The 25,534-nt window shown below is 45.3% G+C and carries 21 protein-coding genes, 1 tRNA gene and 1 riboswitch; of the genes, 10 read left to right on the top strand and 12 right to left on the bottom strand.

Annotation, left to right across the window (positions count from 1 at the left end; translation table 11 throughout):
* The first annotated feature begins 46 nt into the window (after positions 1–46).
* Positions 47–2,662 carry a polysaccharide biosynthesis tyrosine autokinase gene (locus PLE7327_RS12700; RefSeq protein WP_015144230.1) on the top strand — a complete coding sequence of 872 codons (2,616 nt, stop codon included), beginning with the start codon at positions 47–49 and terminating at the stop codon, positions 2,660–2,662.
* A gap of 127 nt (positions 2,663–2,789) precedes the next feature.
* On the opposite strand, the gene PLE7327_RS12695 is transcribed toward PLE7327_RS12700, so the two are convergent.
* The 7 genes from PLE7327_RS12695 to PLE7327_RS12660 all read right to left on the bottom strand — a co-directional run bounded on the left by PLE7327_RS12695 (position 2,790) and on the right by PLE7327_RS12660 (position 11,580).
* Positions 2,790–3,389, bottom strand: a complete 600-nt coding sequence (locus PLE7327_RS12695) for an ATP-dependent Clp protease proteolytic subunit (RefSeq protein WP_015144229.1) — start codon at positions 3,387–3,389, stop codon at positions 2,790–2,792.
* 40 nt (positions 3,390–3,429) lie between these two features.
* Positions 3,430–4,116, bottom strand: a complete 687-nt coding sequence (locus PLE7327_RS12690; RefSeq protein ID WP_015144228.1) for an ATP-dependent Clp protease proteolytic subunit — start codon at positions 4,114–4,116, stop codon at positions 3,430–3,432.
* A 229-nt stretch (positions 4,117–4,345) separates the two neighbouring features.
* Complete coding sequence (locus PLE7327_RS12685; RefSeq protein ID WP_015144227.1) at positions 4,346–4,558, bottom strand: chlorophyll a/b-binding protein; 213 nt, start codon at positions 4,556–4,558, stop codon at positions 4,346–4,348.
* Positions 4,559–4,832: 274 nt separating this feature from the next.
* The gene (locus tag PLE7327_RS12680) at positions 4,833–5,720 is read right to left on the bottom strand and encodes a J domain-containing protein (protein WP_015144226.1); all 888 of its coding nucleotides are present in this window, start codon (positions 5,718–5,720) and stop codon (positions 4,833–4,835) included.
* A gap of 233 nt (positions 5,721–5,953) precedes the next feature.
* Positions 5,954–8,134 (bottom strand): molecular chaperone DnaK, encoded by a 2,181-nt coding sequence (gene dnaK / locus PLE7327_RS12675; protein ID WP_015144225.1) that lies wholly within the window; start codon positions 8,132–8,134, stop codon positions 5,954–5,956.
* 691 nt (positions 8,135–8,825) lie between these two features.
* Positions 8,826–10,751 carry a hypothetical protein gene (locus PLE7327_RS12665; RefSeq protein WP_015144222.1) on the bottom strand — a complete coding sequence of 642 codons (1,926 nt, stop codon included), beginning with the start codon at positions 10,749–10,751 and terminating at the stop codon, positions 8,826–8,828.
* A gap of 250 nt (positions 10,752–11,001) precedes the next feature.
* On the bottom strand, positions 11,002–11,580 hold the full coding sequence (locus tag PLE7327_RS12660; RefSeq protein WP_015144221.1) for a thioredoxin family protein: 579 nt from the start codon (positions 11,578–11,580) through the stop codon (positions 11,002–11,004).
* Between the two features lie 70 nt (positions 11,581–11,650).
* Here PLE7327_RS12660 and PLE7327_RS12655 point away from each other — a divergent pair, with 70 nt between their 5' ends.
* Entirely contained in the window at positions 11,651–12,055 is a 405-nt protein-coding gene (locus PLE7327_RS12655; RefSeq protein WP_015144220.1) for an NIL domain-containing protein, read from the top strand.
* Positions 12,056–12,170: 115 nt separating this feature from the next.
* Here the strand turns inward: PLE7327_RS12655 and PLE7327_RS12650 are convergent, their stop codons facing one another.
* The gene (locus tag PLE7327_RS12650; protein WP_015144219.1) at positions 12,171–13,796 is read right to left on the bottom strand and encodes an NAD(P)H-quinone oxidoreductase subunit N; all 1,626 of its coding nucleotides are present in this window, start codon (positions 13,794–13,796) and stop codon (positions 12,171–12,173) included.
* 360 nt (positions 13,797–14,156) lie between these two features.
* On the opposite strand from PLE7327_RS12650, the gene topA reads away from it, so the two are divergent.
* The 3 genes from topA (at position 14,157) to PLE7327_RS12635 (ending at position 18,564) form a co-directional block, all read left to right on the top strand.
* Positions 14,157–16,775 carry a type I DNA topoisomerase gene (topA, locus tag PLE7327_RS12645; RefSeq protein ID WP_015144218.1) on the top strand — a complete coding sequence of 873 codons (2,619 nt, stop codon included), beginning with the start codon at positions 14,157–14,159 and terminating at the stop codon, positions 16,773–16,775.
* 53 nt (positions 16,776–16,828) lie between these two features.
* The gene (locus tag PLE7327_RS12640; protein WP_015144217.1) at positions 16,829–17,425 is read left to right on the top strand and encodes a phycobiliprotein lyase; all 597 of its coding nucleotides are present in this window, start codon (positions 16,829–16,831) and stop codon (positions 17,423–17,425) included.
* A gap of 197 nt (positions 17,426–17,622) precedes the next feature.
* Complete coding sequence (locus PLE7327_RS12635; RefSeq protein ID WP_015144215.1) at positions 17,623–18,564, top strand: serine hydrolase; 942 nt, start codon at positions 17,623–17,625, stop codon at positions 18,562–18,564.
* 64 nt (positions 18,565–18,628) lie between these two features.
* On the opposite strand, the gene PLE7327_RS12630 is transcribed toward PLE7327_RS12635, so the two are convergent.
* Positions 18,629–19,054, bottom strand: coding sequence for a DUF4278 domain-containing protein (locus PLE7327_RS12630; RefSeq protein ID WP_015144214.1), 426 nt, complete (start codon positions 19,052–19,054; stop codon positions 18,629–18,631).
* A gap of 35 nt (positions 19,055–19,089) precedes the next feature.
* Positions 19,090–19,155, bottom strand: a riboswitch (Glutamine riboswitch).
* A 92-nt stretch (positions 19,156–19,247) separates the two neighbouring features.
* On the opposite strand from PLE7327_RS12630, the gene smpB reads away from it, so the two are divergent.
* Both smpB and PLE7327_RS12620 read left to right on the top strand, forming a co-directional pair.
* A complete protein-coding gene (smpB, locus tag PLE7327_RS12625) occupies positions 19,248–19,712 on the top strand; it encodes an SsrA-binding protein SmpB (protein ID WP_015144213.1) in 465 nt (154 codons plus the stop codon).
* Between the two features lie 80 nt (positions 19,713–19,792).
* A tRNA-Gly gene (locus PLE7327_RS12620) sits at positions 19,793–19,863 on the top strand.
* A gap of 312 nt (positions 19,864–20,175) precedes the next feature.
* Here PLE7327_RS12620 and PLE7327_RS12615 read toward each other — a convergent pair.
* From PLE7327_RS12615 to bchM, 3 genes are all read right to left on the bottom strand, one after another.
* Positions 20,176–20,772, bottom strand: a complete 597-nt coding sequence (locus PLE7327_RS12615; RefSeq protein WP_015144212.1) for a neutral zinc metallopeptidase — start codon at positions 20,770–20,772, stop codon at positions 20,176–20,178.
* A gap of 327 nt (positions 20,773–21,099) precedes the next feature.
* Positions 21,100–21,882: a 3-methyl-2-oxobutanoate hydroxymethyltransferase gene (gene panB / locus PLE7327_RS12610; RefSeq protein ID WP_015144211.1), complete on the bottom strand. Its 783-nt coding sequence runs from the start codon at positions 21,880–21,882 to the stop codon at positions 21,100–21,102.
* A 66-nt stretch (positions 21,883–21,948) separates the two neighbouring features.
* Positions 21,949–22,668 carry a magnesium protoporphyrin IX methyltransferase gene (gene bchM, locus PLE7327_RS12605; protein WP_015144210.1) on the bottom strand — a complete coding sequence of 240 codons (720 nt, stop codon included), beginning with the start codon at positions 22,666–22,668 and terminating at the stop codon, positions 21,949–21,951.
* A 263-nt stretch (positions 22,669–22,931) separates the two neighbouring features.
* Between bchM and PLE7327_RS12600 the strand changes: the two genes are divergently transcribed.
* Genes PLE7327_RS12600 through PLE7327_RS12590 form a run of 3 tightly spaced genes read left to right on the top strand, consistent with a single transcriptional unit; the run spans position 22,932 to position 25,530 of the window.
* The gene (locus PLE7327_RS12600) at positions 22,932–23,354 is read left to right on the top strand and encodes an NfeD family protein (RefSeq protein WP_015144209.1); all 423 of its coding nucleotides are present in this window, start codon (positions 22,932–22,934) and stop codon (positions 23,352–23,354) included.
* A gap of 14 nt (positions 23,355–23,368) precedes the next feature.
* The gene (locus tag PLE7327_RS12595) at positions 23,369–24,370 is read left to right on the top strand and encodes an SPFH domain-containing protein (RefSeq protein WP_015144208.1); all 1,002 of its coding nucleotides are present in this window, start codon (positions 23,369–23,371) and stop codon (positions 24,368–24,370) included.
* A gap of 23 nt (positions 24,371–24,393) precedes the next feature.
* Positions 24,394–25,530, top strand: coding sequence for a hypothetical protein (locus PLE7327_RS12590; RefSeq protein WP_015144207.1), 1,137 nt, complete (start codon positions 24,394–24,396; stop codon positions 25,528–25,530).
* Positions 25,531–25,534 lie beyond the last annotated feature (4 nt).

Here is a 25,534-nt window from a genome sequence, read left to right as displayed (position 1 = left end):
CTAGAAAATAAATATATCAGATTAATAAAATACTACACGAGAGTTTATGGAAGATAGAGAATTGTTGGATTTAGACTTTGGTAAGTACCTAATCGCCCTGAAACGACGATGGGTGCCAATGGTCGGCGTTTTTCTGGCAGCCATTGGTCTATCTGCCCTTTCGATAACTCTGCTCAAACCCTCTTATCAAGCTGAAGGAAAGCTGTTATTCAAAGAAGATCGCAGTACGATGCTAATGGGATTGGGAAACGAGATCGGACAACTCAAACCGCTCGTTTCCACCCAAAATCCTTTAAATACTCAAATAGAGATCCTAACTTCCACGCCGCTTCTGCAAAAGACAATCGATGCTCTCAATCTCAAAGATGAAGAGGGTAAGCCTCTCAAGCCAAAAGACTTCAAGAAGAAGTTAGAGGTTAAAATCATCGGCGGAACGGATGTCTTGAAGGTTGTTTATACGAGTTCCGATCCCAAGCTAGCTGCTGCCGTAGTCAACCAACTGATCCAGTTTTATAGAGAAATCGATATTCTCAACAAACGGGATGAAGCCCAAGCAGCGCGCAAATCTATTGCCAACCAGTTGCCCAAAGCAGAAGCCGCGCTGCGCCAAGCCGAAATCGCGCTGCGTCAATTTAAACTGCAAAACAAAATCGTAGATTTAGCGGAAGAATCTAAGTCAGCCGTCGAAAAAATAAAAATTTTAGACAACGACATTGCTACCACTAAGGCGCGATTTGAGGGAGTTGAAGCACAAGTCAAGGCATGGCGCAAGCAACTGGGGCTAAGCTTCGAGCAAGCCATTGCCGCGCAAATTCTCAGCAAGTCTCCTGCCATACAAGCCATCTTCAAAGACCTCGAACAGGTAGAACAAGACCTAGCCAATGAAAGAAGTCGTTACCAAGAGTCCCATCCTATAGTCGTGACCTTGAAGGAAAAGCAAACAGAAATCAGAGACAACTTGCAACGACAAATCCGAAAAACACTAGGTTCTGAGGCGCGTATTCCCGACGGACTGCTCGAAAATAACCGCGATCGCCAAACTCAAAACTTGATGGAAGATTACATCCAAATCGAGAAGGAACGCCTCGACCTAGCGCAACAATTGCTTTCTCAATACAATTCTAGGGCTGCGTACCAACAAAGAGCGAATTTGCTCCCGAAATTGGAACAAAAGCAGCGAGTCCTAGAGAGACAACTGGAAACTGCCCGAACGACTTATACAAGCTTATTTCAAAAAATCCAAGAAGCTCAGCTAGCTGCTCAGAAAGATTCGACTAACGTCTCAATTGTTGAAGGGGCAATCGTTCCTGAAAAGCCGCAATTGAGCCAGCCGCTTAAGGTTTTGGCTTTAGGGACGATCTTAGGTGCTTTCCTATCTACCACTACCGTCTTAGTGCTAGAAAGAAAAGACCGAACCCTCAAGACAGTCAAAGAAATCAAGCAATTGTTTGGCTATCCGCTGCTAGGGATCGTTCCATCGCTCGATCGCCAAAAGAAATTTGCTCGTTTGGATGAAAACTCAGAACTGCCCATTCCGACGCTCGTGGTTCAAAATACTCCCGATTCGCCGATTAGCGAATCCTATCGGATGCTTCAGTCCAATCTCAAGTTTCTCAGTTCCGATCGCCAACAAAAAATTATTGTCGTAACCAGTTCGGTTTCTAAAGAGGGAAAATCCACTGTAGCTGCTAATTTAGCGGCTGCTATGGCGCAGGTGAGGCACAAAGTCTTGTTGGTAGATGCAAACTTGCACCATCCAATTCAACATCGGATCTGGGAACTTTATCCCAATGTGGGGTTGAGCAATCTTTTAGTCGAGCAAATCACTCTTAGTAAGGCGCTCAAACAAGCAGTCATTCCCAATCTAGATATTCTCAGTTCTGGCGTAATTCCTCCCAGTCCGGCAACAATTTTAGATTCTCAACGGATGACTTTATTACTGCGAGAATTTACTAGAAAATACGATTTCGTTATCATTGACACTCCTTCTCTAAACCTGGCTGCCGACGCTCCGATTCTGAGCCGCATGGCTGATGGAATGTTATTAGTCGTTAAGCCTGGTGTCGTCGAGCGAGACAGTGCCATTTTTGCTAAAGAAATTTTAGAACAATCGGGTCAGAACGTTCTAGGAATCGTCGTCAATGGCGTTATTCCCGATCGCGAACCCTATAGCTACTACTATTTTGCTCCAGAGAGCAAGCAGGAGTCAGCCTCAAATAATAACTATCCAGAAGTTCGGGAGGATAGGCTGCCCCCCTCTTGGTCGATAGCATCGAACGAGTTTTCGCTCGACGATGGCTATACTCCCTCTATAGAGTTAGGAAATACCTCTATCCATGAGTTGGAGCAAATTGCGCTCGATTTTCAATACAACTGGGAACAGTTACAGTCTTTGGTTAATGACCAAGAAGAAGAATTGGTCATGCAGGAGCAGACGATTAGAGAATTACAAGAGAGACTTAATAGAGCTAGTCAGCGCGAGCGGCTGACGCTAGAACAAGAACTTGCCTACGAACTCGAAAAACAAAAAATGTTAAGGGCAACCCTAGTCGGTCAGCGGTACAATCTTCAGAAAAAACATGAGCTTTTGCGTCAATATCAGGTTTTGCAACGCGGGCAAGTCTATCGTTCGCAAGATATACCTAGTATTGATAGCGTTTAGAGAGCGGTACGGATGAGCGAGACTCGATCCGCAGGAGAAAATCGTGGCAAAAGTTACTAATTCTCAGAAAAAATCCCACGGATTGAGGCGTGGGATCCACTCGCTCGCTAGCTCGCGTGCAAGACGATCACTTTTTGGTTTCTTCGATTACCCTATCGATGAGACCGTACTCTTTGGCTTCTTCAGCAGACATGAAATAATCGCGATCGGTATCTTTCTCAATTCTTTCGATTGGTTGACCCGTCCGTTGCGCCAGGATTTCATTTAACTGACGACGAATTCGGATAATTTCTTTTGCCTCGATCTCGATATCTGTTGCTTGTCTGCGTCCGGTTCCTCCTAGAGGTTGGTGAATCATGATCCGGGAGTGAGGAAGAGCTAGACGTTTTCCGGGCGTGCCTGCTGCTAGCAAGAAAGCTCCCATCGAAGCAGCTAAACCAACGCAGATAGTAATAACATCTGCTTTAATGTATTGCATGGTATCATAAATCGCCATGCCAGCTGTGACGGAACCGCCTGGAGAGTTAATGTACATGTAGATCGGCTTGCTCGAATCGTCGGAGTCCAAATACAACAGAAAAGCCACGATGCGATTAGCGAGTCCGTCTGTCACCTCTTGACCGAGGAAAATAATGCGTTCCTGACTCAGGCGAGTGTAAATATCGATCCAACGCTCGAACTGACTGCCAGGAAGGCGATAAGGCACACTAGGAACACCAATGGGCATAGCAATTTACTCGTATTTTGTATTTAAAGGTTAACAACAATTAACTGACACTCGTTAAAGGTTTGGGCAGTTCTTTGCGACTTTCTAAGACGCGATCGATCAGTCCATATTCTTTGGCTTGTTGAGGGGTCATGTAGAAAGTACGATCCATATCCTTGGCGATTTTCTCGATTGGTTGACCCGTATTCTTGGAGAGAATCTCCAGCATGGTTCTCTTATTGGAGATTACCTCTTTGGCTCGGATTTGAATGTCTGTCGCTTGACCTTGCGCTCCTGTTCGGCTTTGGTTGAGAACGATAGTAGCGTGGGGAAGGCTAGCGCGACAACCTTTGGTTCCTGCCGAGAGGATCATGGCTGCCGTTCCCATTGCCTGACCGATACAAATAGTATGAACGGGAGGTTTGATGTAAGCGATCGTGTCGCAGATTGCAAAAGCTTCCGTTTCATAGCCGATCGCGTCTCCGGTGTACCACGAGGTTCCGGTAGAGTTAATGTAGAAGTAGATCGGCTTTTCTGCATCGTCGAATTGTAGGAAAAGTAGTTGAGCAATAATTAACTGAGTGACATCAATGCCAACTTGCTGTTTGACATCGTCTGAAGAAAACAGCGGCATTCCCAAATAGACGATGCGCTCTTTGAGCAACAGAGATTCTAAATCTGGCGGGGGAGTTCGATAGGATACATCGCTATAGTATGCAGTTTGAACTGCTTTAATTTGTGAAGTCATCTCGTTTGGCGTTTGTGGTTAGTTAGTACGTGTCAATGGGGAAAAAATACAATTTAATAACGTGCAGGAATTAATAGTCTTCTAAATTTGATTCTAACGTACTCGGAATTTCAGGCAGAAGAAGATTTACTCGCCTGACTGCCGTTTTGTCAATCGCACCAACGAACAAAAAGTCCCAGTCGCTCGAACTAGGACTCGATTGAAACGAACTAAAAGTTTGATGCGATGTTTACAGGCTAGTCAACCAACCAATTAATCCCTGTCCCGTAAGGACTTCGAGAGCTAACAGGGAGATGAACCCAATCATTGCCAAGCGACCGTTGAGTTGCTCTGCATGCTGAGTAAAGCCAGTTTTGGGGGTTTCATCTACGTACATTGTAGGTTCGATGGCAAAGTTATTTAATCGATTTCCTTCTTCTGTGGTATATCCGCGAGATGTCATATTTTTGTTATTCCTTTGTTTTTCTCTATGTAAAGAATTATAGCTTTATATAAACAATTATTTCAATAACTTGACAAAATTATTTTATGTGACAAGAGCTTATGCATCAGGATTCGCTCCATCTATCGAAGACTTATACCTTGCACCATATCCAGTCAACATTAAAATCTCGCCAAGAAATCAATTTCTTGGCTAAGAACATAAGTCCATTAAAATGGACTGAAAGCCTTATCTAGTTCGAATCTGTTTAAGACAAAGACCGATAGTTATTAGCTCAAGCGATCGAATTGCGACGAGGATTAAACTTTTCCACCTGCCTCAATTGTTTGTATAGTTCCAACTCTTGCTCGCTTGGTTCGGGAGGAATAACGATCTGAATTTCTACTAACTGATCGCCCCTGCTGCCTTGACCGTCAGGATAGCCTTTATTGGCAAGGCGCAGGCGCTGACCCGCTCTAACTCCCTTGGGAACGATCATTTTGACGAGACCGTCGATGGTTGGAACTTCTACAGCCCCTCCGACAATTGCTTCGCTAGGTGTCACCGGGATCTGACAATAAATATCCGACCCTTGTACCTCAAAGAAAGGATGGCGAGCGACCGTAATTTTAAGATAGAGATCGCCGCCGTTAATTCCCTGACCCTTGAGTCGAATTTTTTGCCCATTCATTATGCCGGGGGGCATATCGACTTCTAGCGATCGCCCGTCTTCAAGTCGAATGCGCTCTCTGCCGCCGCGATAAGCTTTTTCGAGGGGCAGAGTCAATCTTGCCTCAACATCCCGACGAAGCGGGGGACTGACCACTTTAGCCGTTTTAGTCGTTCCTGGGCTGAAATCTCTGATTTTCCAGGTCTCGAATGCCTGACGAGAATTGCTGCTGCTTCCGTTGCTATTACGATTGAACCCTACTCTAGGTCGCTCAAACCTGCGCTTCGGTTTTCCAAAAAGAAGTTTATCGTAATCTGCCCGTTTATTTTCATCGGAGAGGATGTCATATGCTTCATTAATATCCTTAAATTTTTCCTCTGCGATTTTATCTCCCGGATTAACGTCGGGATGATACTGTCGAGCCAATCTGCGAAATGTTTTTTTAATTTCCTCTCCGGAAGCATCTCTAGAAAGCCCTAAAATTTCATAATAATTACGCAATTGTTGTTGCATATGACAGTTATCACTAATTCAGTTATCAGTTATCAGTTATTGGGAGAGACGCGACGTATCGCATCTCATCTATTGATTAATTATCAGTTACCAGTTATTAATCTCAATTATTAGTTATTTGGTTACCCACTGTTGGTTTATCTGTTACTGTTTCCTGGTAACTGGTCACTGGTAACTGGCTCTCGCCGCTTCGATCGCAGCCGTCTCACAGCTCTATGACGGCGGTCGCTGACTTAAAACCAATCGTCATCATCTTCATCCCAATCATTTTCGTAAGGAAGATTGCGAGAACGACCCCGATTGTAAGAGCGACCGGACTCGGAAGAAGAGTTGCGAGAGCGAGAGCGAGAGGAGCTTCCTCGATCGTAGTACTTGTTGTCATAATCATCGTAATTGGGATTGTGAGAGCGATAGTTATCTCGGTAGTCATCTTGGTAGTCATCTCGATAATTATTTCGATAATTGCCTTGGTGAGAATCGCGGTAATCGTCGCGATAGCTAGAAGAACGTCTCGTTGGATAGGGAAGGTCTTCTTCTTTGTCGCCAGTAAAGATATTGCGAATGGAACCGAAGAAACCTTCATCTTCTTCGCTTTCGTATTGCAGTCGCACTTCTCGTTGCAGTTCGTAGAGAACGTCTTGAAGGTCTGCTTGCGCTCTATCGAGCCTGCGATCGTCGTCTTTTTCTAAGCTATCGAGAATTTCCGTACTCAGAGCTTCGATTTGACGGCGATAGGAATTGGTGAATTGAGTGCCAAAATCTAAGGTAGCTTCTTTGAGGCGGCGTTGAGCGCGATCGACTAAAGATTTAGCGCTATTGCGTTTGTCTACCCGTTCTTTTTTCTCTCTGTCCTGCTGGGCAAACTGGGCAGCCTCTCGAATCATGCGATTGACTTCTGCTTCGGTTAGCGTAGAAGCGCCTTGGATGGTAACGCTTTGTTCGCGTCCGGTGGTTTTATCGCGGGCAGTAACTTGCAGAATACCGTTGGCATCGATATCAAAGGAGACTTGGATTTGGGGAACTCCTCTGGGGGCAGGTGGAATTCCAGTTAGCTTGAATCGTCCTAGCGACTTATTTCCTGTCGCCATTTCGCGTTCTCCTTGAAGGATGTGGATTTCTACCTGGGTTTGGTTGTTTTCAGAGGTTGAGAAAACGTCGGAACGACGAACGGGAATAGTAGTATTGCGCGGAATTAGTTTTTTCATCACGCCGCCGATGGTTTCCAATCCCAAAGAGAGGGGAGTTACGTCTAACAACAGAATATCTTTGACTTCCCCTTGTAGAATTCCTGCTTGAATCGCCGCACCGACGGCGACAACTTCGTCGGGATTGACGTTTTGATTGGGTTCTTTGTCAATGAAGCTGCGTACTAGCGCTTGTACCATGGGCATGCGGCTTGCCCCGCCCACCAAGACAACTTCGTCGATCTGCACTGGGCTTAAACCCGCGTCAGCAATGGCGCGTTTGAGGGGACGGCGCAAGCGACTTACTAAATCTCCGCAGAGTTCTTCAAATTTGGCGCGAGTCAATCGGGTTTCGATGTGTTGAGGTCCGTCTTCAGTGACAGTAATAAAGGGTAAATTAATGTCGGTGATGCTAACGCCAGAGAGTTCGATTTTTGCCTTTTCTGCTGCTTCTATCAGGCGTTGTAGAGCTTGGCGATCGCTGCGGCGCAGATCCACCCCATGTTGTTCGAGGAATTGTTCTGCCAGCCAGTCTACAATTCGTTTATCAAAATCATTGCCGCCTAGCTGGGTATCGCCGCTGGTCGCTCTCACCTCGATCACGCCATCTCCAACCTCTAAAATCGAGACATCAAATGTTCCGCCGCCGAGGTCAAAAACTAGAATTTTCTTGTTTTGCTGCTGGTCTAACCCATACGCCAACGATGCTGCGGTTGGTTCGTTGATAATGCGTAAGACTTCTAATCCCGCGATGCGTCCCGCGTCTCTGGTGGCTTGTCGTTGAGAGTCGTTAAAATAGGCGGGAACGGTAATTACTGCCCCTGTCACTTCTTCGCCCAAGTAGCGACTGGCTTCTTCAGCCAGTTTGCGCAGAATCATCGCTGAAATCTCTTCAGGAGCAAATTCTTTTTTCAAGCGCGGACAGCGAATTTTAATATTCCCAATTTCATCCCGACGGATGGTATAGGGAACTTGCTTGGATTCGGGTTGTAATTCTGCGTATTGACGACCCATGAAGCGCTTGATCGCAAAAAAGGTATTTTGGGGATTTAAAACGGCTTGCCGTCGCGCCATTTGTCCCACAACTAATTCGCCATCTTTTGTGAAGCCAACTACGGAAGGGGTCGTTCGCATTCCTTCCGAATTTGGTATTACGAGAGGCTTTCCACCCTCCATGACGGCTACCACGGAGTTAGTTGTCCCCAGGTCAATGCCGACTACTCTTCCCATGCCTATTTTTCTCTCCTGTCTTTTTGATTCGCTCTTGGGTCGTTTTCGTTCGAGCGTTTAACTCGATTACTCCTTGTAGACTATATTCTATCGAATCGTGCCAGTCTTATTGGGGCGGAAATCTCGTTCTTCTTTATCCTTTGTCACTTGTCCTTTGTCAAAAGTTCTTTTCCCTTTCCCCTTTTCCCCAATAACCAATGCCCAATGACTAATAAGAAATTGCGATCGCGAAACAAAAATGCCTAAGAAAATTTTAGCGAAAACTATTATGATTTGCGAGATTCCTCTCCAATCCGATTTTGGATTGAGAAAGATCGATCCCATAAGGTTTGAAAAATCTATTTGTAGCTAAGATTTTTCCAATTGGTATGAGTAGTTTCTGAGCTTTTTGATAAGAAAGTTAAACTAATTTTGCAATCAATGTAACTCAACTCTCATAAATTTTTGCTTCTTTGCTACGATTGGAGTAGAAAAAACCAACCTAGAGAAGTTTAAGGTTGGCGGAGGGAAAAAGATATGACAGTAGAACTTTTTCAAACTTTATGGATTATAGCGATCGTCGCGATCGCCAGCGCCATTTTAATTCCCGTCTTGACGTGGATTTTACCAGACAGAACCAAATCTGCCTAATCATAGTGGTTGACGGATAGTAGTTAGTTGTTAGCCGATAGTATAACTATTAACTACTAACTTACTGAATCGCGCGAGTTTTAAACTGTAATTCTCCAGCTTTTATTAAGAGTTCTCCCTGCTTCCAGCCGAGGGAAATTGGTGCTCGATCTCTTGTTTGACTGTTATAAAGGGCAAAATTCTCTGACCAATTGCGTTCTTTACCATTGAAAATTAGCAAAGGAAGTAGAAATAACTGATTATAGAATAGTTGTAAATGATTACCTTTGACATCTTGTAATTTAACTATTCCTTGGTTTAACTGACTGAGATCGAGTTGACTTTTTTGTTTGACGGCTTGCTTAAATTCTTCATAACTACCATGGGATTCTGGCTCGCCAACTTCGAGCGCAAAACCTGCATAAGTGTCGTCCTTAGTTGTTGCCTTGAAGGTTTGTTCTCGGACATAAATTGAACCATACTTGCGATCGCTAATTGGAACGGGAAAATAAGTATCTAGATTAATGGGGCGAATGGCTAACCAAGTTTTTTCTAATTGAAAAAACCAAATTCCGCCTTCAATTTCTGCTTTAGCCGTTTTCGGTAATTGAAAGAAAAAAGGCGTTTGGGTAGCAGGACGCAACCAAATCAAAAGATTGCGAGATTGCCCGATTCGATCTCCGGAATTTTTTCCCGGATGCACCCAATTACCACCTGTATTCGCTATAAAATAATCGACCCCGCGTCTACTGTTATATGCCATCAATTTAAACGGCGAGACATCTTTGTCCGCAAAAGTTCCCGCTACACTTCCCATTTGATAAGTATTGCCAAAAAATTGAGTTTCCCAATAGGCAGGATACTCGTCATTTCCCAATTTCCAATTCTCATAAAAGGGTTTAGTGGCTAGAATTTCTAAGGGTTTATCGAATTGCTTGCGTGCCAGAGCAACGACGGCTTGCGGCGGTCGATAGATGCTAGTGATGAGATACAACATATCCAACTCTGGCTGGGAATTGGGGAGTGGCGTATCGCCAAAGTATAACCAGAACGTTTTCGCTGCTGAAGACATCAAAGCGCCATTGCCACCGCCATAATCCCGCTTGGACGGACCTCCCCATCCGCCTCGATAGTACTTCACGGCAGCTGCAGCCGACATCCAATCTAATGCAGCTTTCGCCAATCGTTTTACTTGTGGATCTTTGGCAAAGTCATAGAGATTGAGATAGGGGACAAAAGTATGACTCATATAAGCCTCTGAATCCCATTCCCCCATACCAATGTGATAAAGTGTTCTAACGTAGCCTTGAATTTTTTGCTTGTAGAGTTGTCGGGTTTTCTCATTTCCGGTTTCTTCTGCCATTAGATAGACTGCAACTTCTCTCATAGCTCTGAGATTATCTGTGTTGCGACTATCCACCCAACCGCCACGCTTGCTCATATCCCATTCTTTGCCTCGACTATCTCCAAAACCGTAGATGGGATGCATACGGTTGAGGGGATCTTCTTGAGTCCATTTTTTGGCTCCCAAATACATGCGTTGCTTGTAAGCTGGATCGAGAAATCGTCCGAACAGGAAATACTTGCGAATTTGTCCTTTAAGGGTAAAGCTATAGTAATAGTCGATTCCTTCTGTATGCGCATGTTTGTCGGCTTGCGGATCTTCTTGTTGCAAAAAAACCAGTGCAGTTTTCCGATTGCCTGCCAAAAAATCAAACATGGCTCTGGAATAGGCGCTCTTTTCATTTTCTCCATGGCCGTTACCGTAGCCGTTTGGGTTGGCAAAATGACGAATAACGGTAGCAGCGCGTTGTTGAAATTCGGCTTCTAGTTCTTGCGTCCAAGAGTTTTGAAACTCTGGTTCGACTTCTGAGAGTTGGAGTCCGCTAATGGTTTTAGTAGTAGCGGATGGGAAAGCTTCCTCCGCAGTAGTAAGCGCACAGCCAAAGAGGGCAAACGGCAGGAGCGAGGCTGCTACCGCATAGCGAGCAACATAGGAAAATTTCATCGCAAAAATTTGCTTAAGTTGGCACGAATCTTGTCGCGATCGCTTTTTAAGCTCAGATTTGCGATGGAGATGGAGTGTTAAAGATTTTGATAACTAATTTCTCACGATCGCCTTAGTAATCGAGTAATGGTTCTGTTCCTATATAGCCTCTTAAGCTGTCAGCGTCAACCCAATTCACAATTGATTGTCATTGCGAATTGTCAATTGTCAATTGTTGTGGTCAAGTTTGTGCTGCCTATAAAAACTTGATTTACTGTTTTACTTGAGCGCCGTGACTGCGGGGATCGTCCTGACTGGAATTGGCAGCATTAACTGGAGCGTTAAAGGTAGAGGTTTGACCCGTAGAATAGGCGTATGGCAACTCTGAATTAGCGACCAGAGCGTTTAGATTGGCTTCCATGACCGAAAGCGGTTGTTCGCCAATCGTTTGGGCAACTGCTTTTCCCTGTCGATTTAAAAAAACAAAATGGGGAATGCCGTCCACGCGATAACGCAAGATTTCGGGCAGCCATTTGCTATTATCGACGTTGAGCATGACAAAATTTATCGAGTCAGCATAATTTTGTTTGAGTTGGGCTAAATCTTTTGCCATCGCCTGACAAGTCGTACACCAGTTAGCATAGAATTCTGTTAGAGTGGGCTTGCCGTTTGTCAGGGCAACTTCGAGGGGAGTGGATTGTTCGGCTTGCGCTTCGAGAGAAACCGAGCTAGCTTGAGTTTGAAAGCCAAAAGAGATGGCAACGCCCAGAGCGATCGCAGCTATGGCAATTAACAAGTTTCTAATTCGAGTGGCATTTGTTCCTTGAGACCCCGATAAATTCTCAGCCATACCTAATTGATTTTGGACTCATTTTATACGATTTCATTGTAGCTATTTACGATCGAGTGACAACCGAACGATGAAAAAACGGGTCACGCTGACTTTTCCCCCAAGAACGGTGCATATGCCAGTGACTTATCGACTGGCAAAGGATTTTAACGTTGCTGCCAATATTATCCGCGCCCAAGTCGCGCCCAACCAGATAGGCAAACTGGTACTAGAATTATCGGGGGATATCGACGAGTTAGAAGCGGCGATGGAATGGTTGCGATCGCAGGGAATTGGCGTTTCTCTGGCGAGTCGCGAAATTGTCATCGATGAAAACAGTTGTGTTGACTGCGGGTTGTGTACGGGCGTTTGTCCCACAGAAGCCTTAACCCTAGAACCGGAAACGTTTAAATTAAAATTCCTGCGATTGCGCTGTGTCGTCTGCGAGCAGTGCATTCCCACCTGTCCGGTACAGGCGATTTCTACCAATCTTTGATAACTTTTTCAATCCAACTGCGTGCGATTAAAATAGCCTAAAAAAGTAGAGGTACAACCGCGTTGCACCTCTAGGAAAACTCTTTATCGTGCTAAGGTTTTAGGTACGGACGGAGTTATTGACGTTTTGCTCGCTCAAGCTGTTCTGAAACCGAAAGATTCGCGACTGTTTTGTGAGTATTCTTAACATTCGGGAGCGAACGATTAACTTGAGAGACTTGAGGACTGATAATAGCCGCTTTCAGAATTGGCGTGGTAGTGACAGAATCGGTGGCAAGAGTAAACAGAGGATTTGACAAAATTCCCGCTAGAGAAGTTGCCACGAGTGACAGTACCAATCCCACTTGCAAGGGACGCATTCCTGGTAGATTCCAACGAATTTCGGGATAATTCTTAACCGCATCCGACATCTCTTGCGGTTCTTTGACAACCATCATCTTGACGACGCGGATATAGTAGTAAATTGAGGCAACGCTGGTAATTAACCCCAACAAGACCAATCCGTAAAGTCCAGCTTGCCAACCTGCCCAGAATAGATAGATCTTACCAAAGAATCCAGCTAGGGGAGGAATGCCGCCCAAGGAGAGCAAACAAACGCTCAGACCAAGGGTTAACAGCGGATCTTTTTGATACAATCCCGCATATTCGGCGATCCGATCGGTTCCCGTGCGCAGAGAGAAAAGGATCACGCAGGTAAATGCGCCCAGGTTCATAAACAAGTAAACCAAAAGATAAAACACGACGCTAGAGTATCCGGCATCGGTTCCGGCAATCAAACCAATCGTCACGAAACCTGCTTGCCCGATGGACGAGTAAGCTAGCATCCGTTTCATGCTGGTTTGTGCCAAGGCAACGACGTTACCCAAAACCATGCTGAGAATTGCCAGGGCAGTAAAGATAAAATGCCACTGTTCGCTTACCAAGGCGAAAGCCGTCACTAACATGCGAATGGCAAGGGCAAACCCAGCCGCTTTAGAACCGACCGAGAGAAAAGCAACGACAGGGGTGGGAGATCCTTCGTAAACGTCTGGAGTCCACTGGTGGAAAGGAACGGCAGAAATTTTGAAAGCGACTCCAGCGATAACGAAAACCAGTGCGATCGCCAGTGCCAAAGATTGACCGCTGCTGGCATCGGCAAGCTTAGTGGAGATCGCGTCCAAGGTCGTTTCTCCCCCCGACAACCCATACAGCAAGGAAACTCCATAGAGAAAGATTGCCGAACTCGAAGCACCGATCAACAGGTATTTTAATGCCGCCTCATTAGAACGGGGATCGCGCTTCATGTAGCCCGTCATTAGATAGGAGGCGATACTCAACGTCTCCAGGGAGATATAAATCATCACCAGTTCGTTCCCCCCCGACAGAAACATCCCGCCCAGAGTTGCCGTAAGCATGATAGCGATGAACTCCGCCAAAGACGTGCCCGATTGTTCTACATAGCGCACTGACATTAAGATAGTCACTGCCGTAGATAAGGCGACGATAGCGCGGAAAACAATGCTCAGGTTATCTGCCTCAAAAGCCCCCAGAAAGGACATAGGCGTGGGATTGTTCCAACCGAGATAGAGTGCCGCGATGGAAATCAGCAATCCCGCGATCGCGGCATAGGGAAGCCAACGCGCGGAACTGCGCCCCATAATTAGATCCCCGATGACGACGACCATCAAGGTGATAATTACAATTCCTTCTGGCAAAATGGTTCCAGCATTGAGCTGACTAGCGACAAGAGTGGAAAAATCCATAGGGTTTATAAGTTGAACTAATCTATAGTAAGAAAGGGCAGCACCCGAATAAACTGCTTTTGTATCATTAAAAAACCTTTAAAGAAATTGTAACCTGCAAGTTACTCCAATCTCTCGGTTGCAATCGACGCGAGAAGTTTTGTTAGATTGATAAGCTAGGATTGAGCTATGTTAAAACTATGCGATAAGTTTAATCGGATTCCTAGGGAATTCCGCGTTAGAAGAGCGCAAAAATTTAAATTACCAGGAGCCTGCCTTAAATTCCCATCCAGAACTCTCCCCTTCAATTGATTTTTGCTCGATCTAGTTGTACTCAAACAGCACTAATTGCTATAACAGCGCAACTACTTGTAACTTCTTATGTCAACTCTCGTCATCGTCGAATCCCCCACTAAAGCCCGCACAATCGGGAACTATTTGCCTAAAGATTACCTCGTAGAGGCATCAATGGGACACGTGCGCGATTTGCCGGCATCCGCTGAGGAAATTCCGCCGGAATATAAAGACAAAAAGTGGACAACGTTAGGAGTTAACGTCGAAAATAATTTCGAGCCGCTCTACGTCGTTCCTCAAACCAAGAAAAAAGTCGTTAGAGAACTCCAAGCGGCACTAAAAAAGGCGGACAAACTCATCCTCGCAACGGACGAAGATCGCGAAGGGGAAAGTATTAGCTGGCATCTCACCCAGATCCTAAAGCCAAAAGTTCCGGTCGAGCGGATGGTTTTCCACGAAATCACCCGCGAGGCGATTCAAGAAGCTCTCAAAAATTGTCGCCAGATCGACGAGAATTTGGTTCGCGCTCAGGAAACGCGACGGATTTTAGACCGTCTAGTCGGCTATACTCTCTCTCCCTTGCTGTGGAAAAAAATCGCTTGGGGATTGTCTGCCGGACGAGTTCAATCTGTTGCCGTACGCTTGTTAGTGCAACGAGAGCGAGAACGCCTTGCCTTTAAATCGGGAAGTTATTGGGATCTCAAAGCCATATTAGAACAAGAAAAAACTCCCTTTGAAGCAAGATTAATTGCTTTAGGCGAGAAAAAGCTGGCTACGGGGAGCGATTTCGACCCCACAACGGGGAAAATTGCGCGAGGGCGCGATGTAGTGGTTCTCAACGAAGAAGAAGCAACCGCTCTCAAAGAGCGCCTCGAAGATAAAGTCTGGAAAGTTACCAACACCGAAGAAAAACCCACCACTCGCAAACCCGCTCCTCCTTTTACAACTTCTACCCTGCAACAGGAAGCCAACCGAAAACTGGGCATTTCGGCGCGAGATACGATGCGGATCGCCCAAAGTCTCTACGAGCAGGGCTACATCACTTACATGCGAACGGATTCGGTGCATTTGTCTGCACAGGCGATCGCAGCAGCGAGATCCTGCGTTGAGGAAATGTACGGCAAAGAATACCTCAGCTCTAAGCCGCATTATTATACCACAAAAAGTAAAGGAGCGCAAGAAGCACACGAAGCTATCCGTCCTGCAGGCAGTAGCTTCCGCATCCCCAGCGAAACAGGGCTATCGGGACTGGAATTCTCCCTCTACGATTTAATTTGGAAGCGAACGGTTGCCTGTCAGATGGCAGACGCACGCTTGACCATAACGACCGTCAATATTAAAGTCGAAGATGCCGATTTTAGAGCTTCTGGGAAACGCATTGATTTTGCAGGCTTTTTTCGCGCCTATGTCGAAGGTTCCGATGACCCAGAAGCTGCCCTCGATAGCCAAGATGTGATTCTTCCTCCCCTGAAAGTCGGAGATACGCCGGAGTGCAAGCAATTGGATGTTTGGGGACACGAAACCCAACCGCCCGCTCGCTATAGCGAAGCCTCTTTAGTCAAAACCTTAGAAAGCGAAGGGGTGGGTCGTCCCAGTACTTATGCCACCATTATCGGGACAATTATCGATCGCGGCTATGCCAAGATGGAGAATAAAGCCTTAGTCCCGACTTTTCCGGCTTTTGCCGTCACTAGCCTGCTAGAAAAACATTTTTCCGACTTGGTAGATGTAAGCTTTACCGCCAAGATGGAACAAACCTTAGATGAAATTGCTAGCGGCAAAGCTGAATGGCTTCCCTACCTTCAGAAGTTTTATCTGGGGAACGAAGGACTAGAGAATCAAGTTAAGGTTAGAGAAAGCGACATTGACCCCAGCAAGGCGAAAACAATTTGTCTAGAAAATCTGAATGCAGTCGTCAAAATCGGGAAATTTGGACCTTATCTAGAAGTTCCCAACGACGAAGAAGTCGTGACAGTTTCTCTGCCGCCAGACGTGACTCCTGCCGATCTCAATCCCGAACAGGTGCAGGTGCTGCTGCGCCAAAAAACTGAAGGTCCCGATAAATTAGGATTGCATCCAGAAACCGGAGAACCAATTTATCTAAAAATCGGCACTTATGGTCCTTACGTTCAGTTGGGAGAAGAGTCGGAAAACAATAAAAAACCCAAACGCGTTTCCCTTCCCAAAGGCGTTAAACCGGAAGAAGTGACGCTGGAGATGGCAGTCGGTTTATTGTCTCTGCCTCGAACGTTAGGAACCCATCCAGCGACGGGCGCAAAAATTAAAGCCGGGCTGGGGCGATTTGGTCCTTATGTCGTGCATGACCAAGGCAAGGAAGGACTAGATTACCGTTCCCTCAAAGCAGGAGATGATGTTTTGACCGTGACTCTAGAACGGGCGCTAGAATTATTATCCGAACCGAAGCGAGGACGAGGAGGCAGTCGCAGCACTAAAAAAGAACCATTGCGCGAACTGGGGGTTCATCCTGACGATAACGAACCCGTCAATATCTACGACGGTCCTTATGGAGCTTACGTCAAGCACGGCAAGACCAATGCTGGCATTCCTGAAGGAGAAACCGTAGAAAGTTTGACCCTCGAAAAAGCTTTAGAGCTGATCGCTGCCAAAGCAGGGACAAAAAAATCGACTCGCAAGTCTACTGCAACTGCCTCGAAAACGAAGAAAACAACGACTAAGAAAACATAGAGCGATCGCAGTTATAGTGAATTGAGATAGGAAAACTAGGAGGTATATTAGAAGTGGACGCAATGGAATTTTTCCAGCACAGTGCCGGAAAATGGCGATCGCAGCGCACGACGCATCATCTCCCGTTTAGACGAGCAGAGACAGGCGATTCGAATATTTACGTAGAAGCGCTAGCAGCCGACCATCCCAAAATCGTCGAAATTTGCGAAATGCACGAGGTAGATCCGTCTTTGGCTGTCGGCGGAGCCTTTGTCAGTTGGGACGGCTCGATGGCGTGGGACAAGGCCGACGAAAATCACCGAGGAACGACGGTGTTTGCCTTAATTCCCAATGCCGATAATTCCAGACAAGGCATGCTCCTGCGGGAGAGGGGTTATGCCGAAATCGTACCCATTGCGGGACGATACTACATGGATGACGAAAATGGATTGGTTCTTATCACTGAGTACGAAACAATGAGTACCATCGAGCGTTTCTGGTTCGTCAGTCCCGATATGCGCCTGCGTACTAGCACCGTTCAGCGTTATGGCGGATTTAATACGGCTACTTTCTGCGCCGAAATTCGCACCGAGTCACAAGCAAATGAATCTAGCGGATCTCAAGCACCTCCTTCCGAAGGAACGCAGTTTTATTCCATCAGCGGCTGGTAATGACAGTGACCAGTAATTCGATTTTGGATTTTGGATTGGGGATTGGTCAATTGTCCTTTGTCATTGGTCCTTTGATTTTGGATGCAAGGATTGAGGAGTAGTTAGTGGTTGGTGGTTAGTGGTTAATTGTTTCCCCATTTCCCCGTCTCCCCACCCTCCCACTTCCTCCCACACTCCCCATACTCCCCCGTCTCCCCATGATCTTTTTTCGACAAGACAAACAACTCGACAAACTCGCAACCGATATTTTAGAAAAAACTTGGGCTAAATTTCCCGACTTAGAACGCGATCGCATCGCCTTAACTTGGATCGTTTACGATCCTCCAGTCGCGGTCAATACGGGTGGAGCGATTTCTGCCGAGGAGTTCTGGAAATATCCGGTGCGAGGCTATAGCTATCGAGGAGACGATCGCATTTATCCAGCTAGCATCGTCAAACTGTTTTATTTGGTTGCGATTCACGAATGGCTAGAAGGAGGAATGATTCCCGAATCGGCGGAGCTAAATCGAGCCATTCGGGATATGATCGTCGATTCGAGCAACGATGCCACCAGTTTAGTCGTAGACGTGTTGACGGGGACTACTAGCGGTCCAGAATTGCCTCCAGGTCCTTTGGAAACGTGGAAGTATCAGCGTAATATCGTCAATCGCTATTTTCAATCGCTAGGCTGGGAAGAATTAGCCAACATCAATGTTAACCAGAAACCGTGGGGAGATGGACCTTATGGTCGAGAAAGGGCATTTTTGGGCGAGATGATGGAAAATCGCAATATGCTGACCACTAATGCGGTAGCAAGGCTATTACACGCGATTGTCGGGGGAGTGGCGGTATCGTCAGCGCGATCGCAGCAGATGATGGACTTGCTCAAACGAAATCTTGATTTTGCAACGTCTTCTGCCTCTGATGAGGAAAATCAGGTTACCGGGTTTTTAGGTGAAGGGTTGCCAACCAATGCTCAGTTATGGTCAAAAGCTGGTTGGACGAGTCAAGTCCGTCACGATGCCGCTTATATCGAAATTCCCAACCGTCAACCCTATCTTCTCGTCGTTTTTACAGAAGGTAAAGCCGATACTAAGAAAAAGGAAATTCTCCCGTTTATTTCTCGCTCTTTTGTTGGCGCGATGGAAAATCTTTCTTAGAAGCATAATCAAAACAAAACACCCCATAAAGGGGTGTTTTGTTTATCTAGCAATTGACTTCGTACTAACTTACAGCACCGCCAAAGCGATTGTAATTATCCCGGAAAGTAGGCTGAATTTGCCCTTGAATGTGAGTCCAATGTTTTGACACCTCATCCGTCGCGCCAATTTCCTCTACTGCACGACTCAAGAGAGATTGTTGGCGCTTTTTGACGGCTTGGGTGCGATCCGCCATTAAAGTACGAGCTTTGTCTGCCATCGAGACAGCAGGCGTTGCTTCCGGTGCGGCTGTTCCGGGAATGGCGGTATCGGGTTTGTTATAGGTTACTCCGCGATACGTCAAATTGGCTCTTGGTACTAAAATAGGCGGTTTCTTCAGGTTGCGGAATCTCCAATCTCGACTCCGATATTTTCCACCTACTTCACCCGTTGTCGTTTCTACAACGATGGGATTGTATTCATAGCTAACGCCGCGATAGGTAAGTTTCATCGTTTTCGCTCCTCAGAAATTGTAGGGGTTTTCGAGGCGCGTTCCTTCGGGATATTTCCCTACTTCCGTCTCCCTAGTCAGGACTTAGAGAGATGAACGATTTATTTTCTGTATTAATTGTTACAGTTTAGAATTGAATTGTCAAGAGAAATGCAAATTTTATGAAAAAAACAAGTGCTATCCTAGAAAAATTATGAGCGATCGAGACGACAGAATCAAAATTATTAGCGACAACCGCCAAGCTCGCTTTCTTTATGAAATCCTGGAAACTTACGAGGCGGGAATTGAGCTTTTAGGAACCGAGGTGAAATCGATTCGTGCTGGGAAGGTTAACCTCCGGGACGGATATGCCTTGATTCGCAATGGAGAAGCATGGTTGATTAATGTCCATATCTCCCCCTACGAAGCAAGCGGACAATATTTTAATCACGATCCTCGCCGTACCCGCAAGTTACTGCTGCACCGTAAAGAAATTAGTAAGCTAATCGGGCAAGTCGAACAGAAAGGCTTAACCTTAGTTCCTCTAAAAATGTATTTCAAAGGTAGCTGGGTAAAAGTCAGCTTGGGACTCGGACGAGGGAAGAAACTTCACGATAAGCGCGAAACTCTCAAACGCCGTCAAGACGAGCGAGAAATGGCTCGCATGCTAAAACGATGATCGGAAATTCTGTTGCCAACGGATTTACATTGGATTAAATTGTGTTATTCTAGATAAAGTGAAATTTTTAAGACTCTCATGCGGGCATAGTTTAGTGGTAAAACCTTAGCCTTCCAAGCTAATGATGCGAGTTCGATTCTCGCTGCCCGCTTGAAAAATTAAACGCCTAGCATTCAAAGACTTCACCACTAAACCGTGCTTTGCTGTTCCCATCTGTGTCATGGTTAATCATTCTGTTGCACCCAGATTGCTTGATGAGAGAGCTATCCCACGGAGTTGAAAAATTAGGTTCAGTCAATTGAGCCTATAGCATCTCTAACTTGTTTGAGAGTAGCGATTGTGATTTTTGTAGGGGAGAAGTTGCGCTTTCCCAATTAGTAGCCGAGAATTGTATAAGAGCAAATTTTCAGTAGTTGTACTGAAAAAAGCTGAAACGATTGCCGAAAATCATTAGTCAGAATAATTAACGAAGACAAGCTTGAAAGTTTTCTCCAGTGAAGCCGCGTAACGCAAAAGATAGGCGCTGTTCGGGAGTTCCGTGGTGAGCCGAATCGTGATAGTCATAGTCACCAACTTGGGCAGCAGCTAAACCTACCAGGTATCCCATTTGCTCGTATTCTTCTCCAGACACAGAAGCCAGCTTGGAAAACATCCAAGACAGTGCATCTCCTGCAAGGCAATCGGCTTGTAGTTCAGTCTCTATCGTGACTGCTCCACTATCCATGCCTCCAATTCCTAAATTCCATTGAACGGCATGGGCAGTTTCATGAGCCGCTACAAATAGCGAAAAAACTTGATTATCGCTGGCTTCCTTTACGGCTTCTACATTAATGTAAACCGTGTTATCGGCAGGACAAAAAGCGGCAAGAATTACAACTCCACAGTCCGAATATGTTGGTTGGTGTTCCAATACATAGTTGAAATTAACTTCATATAAAGAAGCCATATAATTTATGATTCCTTCAATTGCACCTTCAACTAATTGAGCTTTGGCGCTAATAGGAGATAAGGCAACCGCTGCCGTAGCAGCAGCTACGATTAATTTCTTCAAGCGTTTCATCTAAGGAACTTATAGAGGCAAGTAACTGTTATTCCTAAAGTACGGTTAATTCCAAAGCTTGCCTGTAACCAAAATCCGAACTGGATGTGATTCTAATCATGCAATTTGCTGAGAAAGAGAGATAAACTGCATGTTTCTTACACTGAATTTAAAAATATAAATTTATTTTTTTATTAGTAAAATTAAGCTGAAAAATTATCTCTTCTCGATAAACGGGGACGAATCGCTATTCCCCTCTTCTAGAGAAATAGTTCCTTATTTAGGTGATAGAGGTAGCCATAGAAGGAAGGCGAACAATCGAAGGCGCGATCGCAAAAGAGGATAACCTTAACTTGATGGTGGAAATCGATGCTCTCGTACCTCTTGGGCAAACTCCTGGGCTGCTCGTATAATAACCTGTCGCAAATTGGCATAGACTTTAGCAAAGGGCGGTTGCCTGTCGGAAAGTCCCAGTAAATCGGCAGTCACCAACACTTGTCCGTCGCAATGCGGTCCCGCACCGATACCAATGGTAGGAATGGGGAGTTTAGCGGTAATTTGTGCGGCTAAGTCACCGGGGATATGTTCGAGGACGATCGCAAATGCTCCCGCCTCTGCAAGCGCGATCGCTTCTCGTAAAATTCTCTCTGCGTCTCCTTCTGTCTTGCCCTGCTGCTTGTAACCCAGTTGATGCACCGATTGAGGTGTTAATCCCACGTGCCCCATTACAGGAATGCCGATGGCAGTGAGTTTGGCAACGGTTTCTGCGATCGCCGGATTCCCTCCTTCTAACTTGACGGCCTGGACTCCCGTTTCTTTCAAGATCCGTCCTGACGAGTGGATCGCTTGGCTAATGCTTTCCTGATAGCTCAAAAAAGGCAAATCGCATACTACCAGCGATCGCTTCACCCCTCGACGCACGGCAGCGGCATGATGGATCATCTCATCGAGCGTTACTGGCAAAGTCGTCGGATGTCCGAGAGCTACCATTGCCAGTGAATCTCCGACAAGAATGACATCTACCCCCGCTTCATCTAACCAGCGAGCAATTCCATAGTCCCATGCCGTCAAGGCGACGAGAGAATGTCCTTGTTGTTTCCACTGAATCAGTTGTTGGATAGTAACTGCCATGGCTGATAGCCGATCGCGATCGCGCTTCGAGGGGTCTTGCTGTCTTCCTATGATACAAAACGAACTTTAGGCTACCAGAGCCGAATTACCCTCTTGAGAATTTTTTTTCGTTGCTTCCAGTATGCGGGAGAAATAAAAGCGAGTACTGGTCATACCAGTACGTTGAATGGAAAAACCATTGTTTTCTAGAATTTTGACAATATCGGTTTCTTTGTGCTGATAAGCACGAGTCGTTTTACTAGGTCCTGGGAAAAACTCGCCAATTTTTTTGAGAAGAGAAAGCAAAACCGTTTTAGGAGCAAAACTAATAATCAGACGAGACTCTGCTAAAGAGGCAAGATGCGCAATCATTTTCGCCGCCTCTTCTGTAGGATAGTGAATTAAAACATCCAGACAAATAACTGTGTGATATCTCCCCGTTAATTGCTCCAAATCCTGTACGGTGAAAGTTAAATTGCTAGTATCTCCCAAAACTTGTTTGGCTACCTGTTGCGCTTCTCCTACCATTTTTTCGGAGATATCGCTGGCAAAAACGTTAGCACCGGCTTGAGCGAGAGGAATGCTCAGACTTCCCACGCCACACCCCGCGTCGCAAATGGATAAGCCTTTGAGATTTCCATCTTCTCTGAGCCATCCTAACGTTGTAGCAATGGTTTGTTGATGTCCGATGCGGATATCTTTTTGAACTTTGTTTACCTCGCCATCGCCATAGATTTTGCGCCAGCGATCGAATCCAGTGGCATTGAAATAGTCTTTGACTATCGTCTTCTCATCTGTGGTGGTCATAAATTCCCTATTTGTCCCATCGTTACAGGCAGTACTCGCTCAATAATTTTACCTTTCAGAGACGACCATAAACGGATCGATCGCTATCAAGGATGGAAGTATTGACGGACGTAGACTTTGCGCCTCTACTTCTAAATTGTGAGTTTCAAGATAAATCTATTGAGCGAAAACCCTTTTTTATGGGAAAGCTATGATTGAGCAGCAAACGCTTGCTGATTAAATTTGTCACTAATTTTAGATCGACTCGCTACTTTCTCTGCTCTATGTTAAGTGCACCTCTCTTGTGGCTGATTGCTGGTTCTATTCTTTGTTTGATGGAGTTAATTTTCCCTACTGCGTTTGTAGAACTCATGATGGGGATTAGCGCGATCTTAGTAGCGGCAGTCTCGCTAGTCGTTACCCATCTGACGTTGCAGGTGTTTTTGTGGCTATTTTTTTCTACTACCTCGATTTTCCTTTCGCAACGCTTGCTAGCTCCCAAGCGAAAAGTTTCCATGCTAGAGGGAGATACTGAAGGAGAAACCCTAACAGAAATTGCGCCAGGACAGGCGGGAAGAGTTCTCTATGAAGGCAGTTCCTGGCGGGCAGTCTGTGCTGATGAAAATCTAGCGATCGCGCCTCATCAAAAAGTTTATATTGTCGAGCGAAAAGGGAATACTTTATATGTCCTACCCGTTACGTTCTAGAAATAACTAAAATTATGGGTCAATTTTTCTCATTTATCTTCTTTTTCTTGATTTTCGGCGGCTCGGCACTGGCTAGCTCCGTCAAAATTATCAATGAAAAAAACGAAGCCTTAGTAGAACGGCTGGGAAGCTACAACAAAAAACTGACCCCCGGTCTCAATTTCGTTGTTCCTTTTGTCGAGCGCATTGTCTACAGAGAAACCATCCGCGAAAAAGTGCTCGATATTCCGCCGCAGTCGTGCATCACCAGAGATAACGTCGCCATTACAGTCGATGCGGTCGTTTACTGGAAAATCGTAGATCTGGAGAAAGCTTATTACAAAGTCGAGAATCTCCACGATGCGATGGTCAATCTCGTCCTCACTCAAATTCGCGCTGAAATTGGCAAGCTCGAACTCGACGAAACCTTTACTGCTAGGGCAGAAATCAATGAAATCCTCCTGCGGGAACTCGATATTGCCACCGACCCTTGGGGAGTCAAAGTCACGCGGGTAGAACTGCGGGACATCATGCCCTCTAAAGCCGTGCAAGAATCGATGGAATTGCAGATGTCGGCAGAGAGGAGAAAGCGAGCAGCCATCTTAACCTCAGAAGGGGAAAGAGATGCCGCTATTAACTCTGCCCAAGGAAAAGCCCAAGCCAGACTTCTCGAAGCCGAAGCCCTCAAGAAAGCTGCCATTCTCGAAGCTGAAGCCCAAAAAGAAGCAATCGTCCTCAAAGCCGAAGCCGAACGCCAGCAGCAAATCCTTCAAGCTGAAGCCACTGCCCAAGCTTTGACAATCGTCACTAAAAAGCTGGGAGGAGATTCCTATGCTCTCGAAGCCCTTCAGTTTCTCTTGGCACAGAATTACTTAGAAATGGGGAAAACTATTGGCAGTAGCAAAAGTTCTAAAGTGCTGTTCGTGGATCCTCGCAGTCTGATCTCTACTCTAGAAGGAATTCGTTCTGCGATCGCACAGGGAAAATCTTCCCTGGAATTAGAGGTAGAAAAAATTGACCATCATTGTGCCGATTAAAAAAAAGAAATTGTCAATCGCTTATGCCCCTACCATCCGATCTACTCAATGAAACCGTTCGACAATTAGAAAATCACGAAGAGTCTCTTAGAATTAAAAAAGTTATTTTTTGTCTTTGCAAAAAATATTGGGAAAATACGCTCGACATTCTCAATACTTTTTCTTTGAGCGATTTAATTGAAGAATTGATTAGCGCTTACCCAACCCTCGATCGCTTTAAAGAAGCGCTAGTAAAATTGGTGAAAACCTTAAATCGTCCTAACATTTACACCGAAGTTGCTAAAGTTATCTTCGCTCGCATCAGCAAGCTCTATAAATCTTTAGAAGAAGAGCCGCAAACGGCTATTATAGCTAGTTCTACTTCGTCCGAGATATTAAATTTAGTTGCTTCAAAGCTGCGAAATCATCAGGAGCAAGCGAGAATCAAAAAAGTAATTTATTCAGTTTGTCGGAAGCGATGGGAAAACGATATACAAATCATCGACAGTTATAGTCTTTCTAGTTTGATTAGAGAATTAATGCAACATTATCCAACTAAAGACGAACTACAGAGAGCTTTAATCAAACTCGTCCAAAATATTAACAAACAAAATTTATATTTAGCGATCGCCAATATTATTGTTAATCAATTGGGAGGATTATATAACAATAAACAAAATCTAAACACCCTAAAAGAAGAAACTGGCACGCAAATTGTCAATACTCAATTCGTTCAAATTAATAACTTTAATAGTATTTCCAATCCTGTCGAACCTCAACAACCAATCCCTCAAAATTTTGGTACATCGGTTATCGATCTAAGCGTCGAGCAAGCTTCTGAAGTTCAGCCCCAATCAGAGCGATCGCAACAACCGCAAAAAACTTTAAATCTTTTTGAGTTACGACTGGAAATTATGCAGTATACCAATCCATTGCGAGCAAAAGTTTTGCTTTTTTCCGTTCTCTATCAATCTTGGGATAAAAATAATCAAGATTGGGCAATGCTGAGGAGTTATACATTAGACGATCTCCTCAAAGAACTAATTCAATCTGCCAAAAGTTTGACCGACATGGAATCGAAACTTTTTGCGGCTGCTAGAATTTTGACAGACTTTGAGGCAAATATGCAAACTGCCAACACAATTATTGAAGCTATTAAACCTCATCTAACCAATAATTAAAACC

It is taken from the genome of Pleurocapsa sp. PCC 7327 (genome assembly GCF_000317025.1).
GTDB lineage: Bacteria > Cyanobacteriota > Cyanobacteriia > Cyanobacteriales > Microcystaceae > Hydrococcus.
Note: the sequence above shows the minus strand (reverse complement) of the source record. Positions and strands in the feature narration are given on the sequence as shown.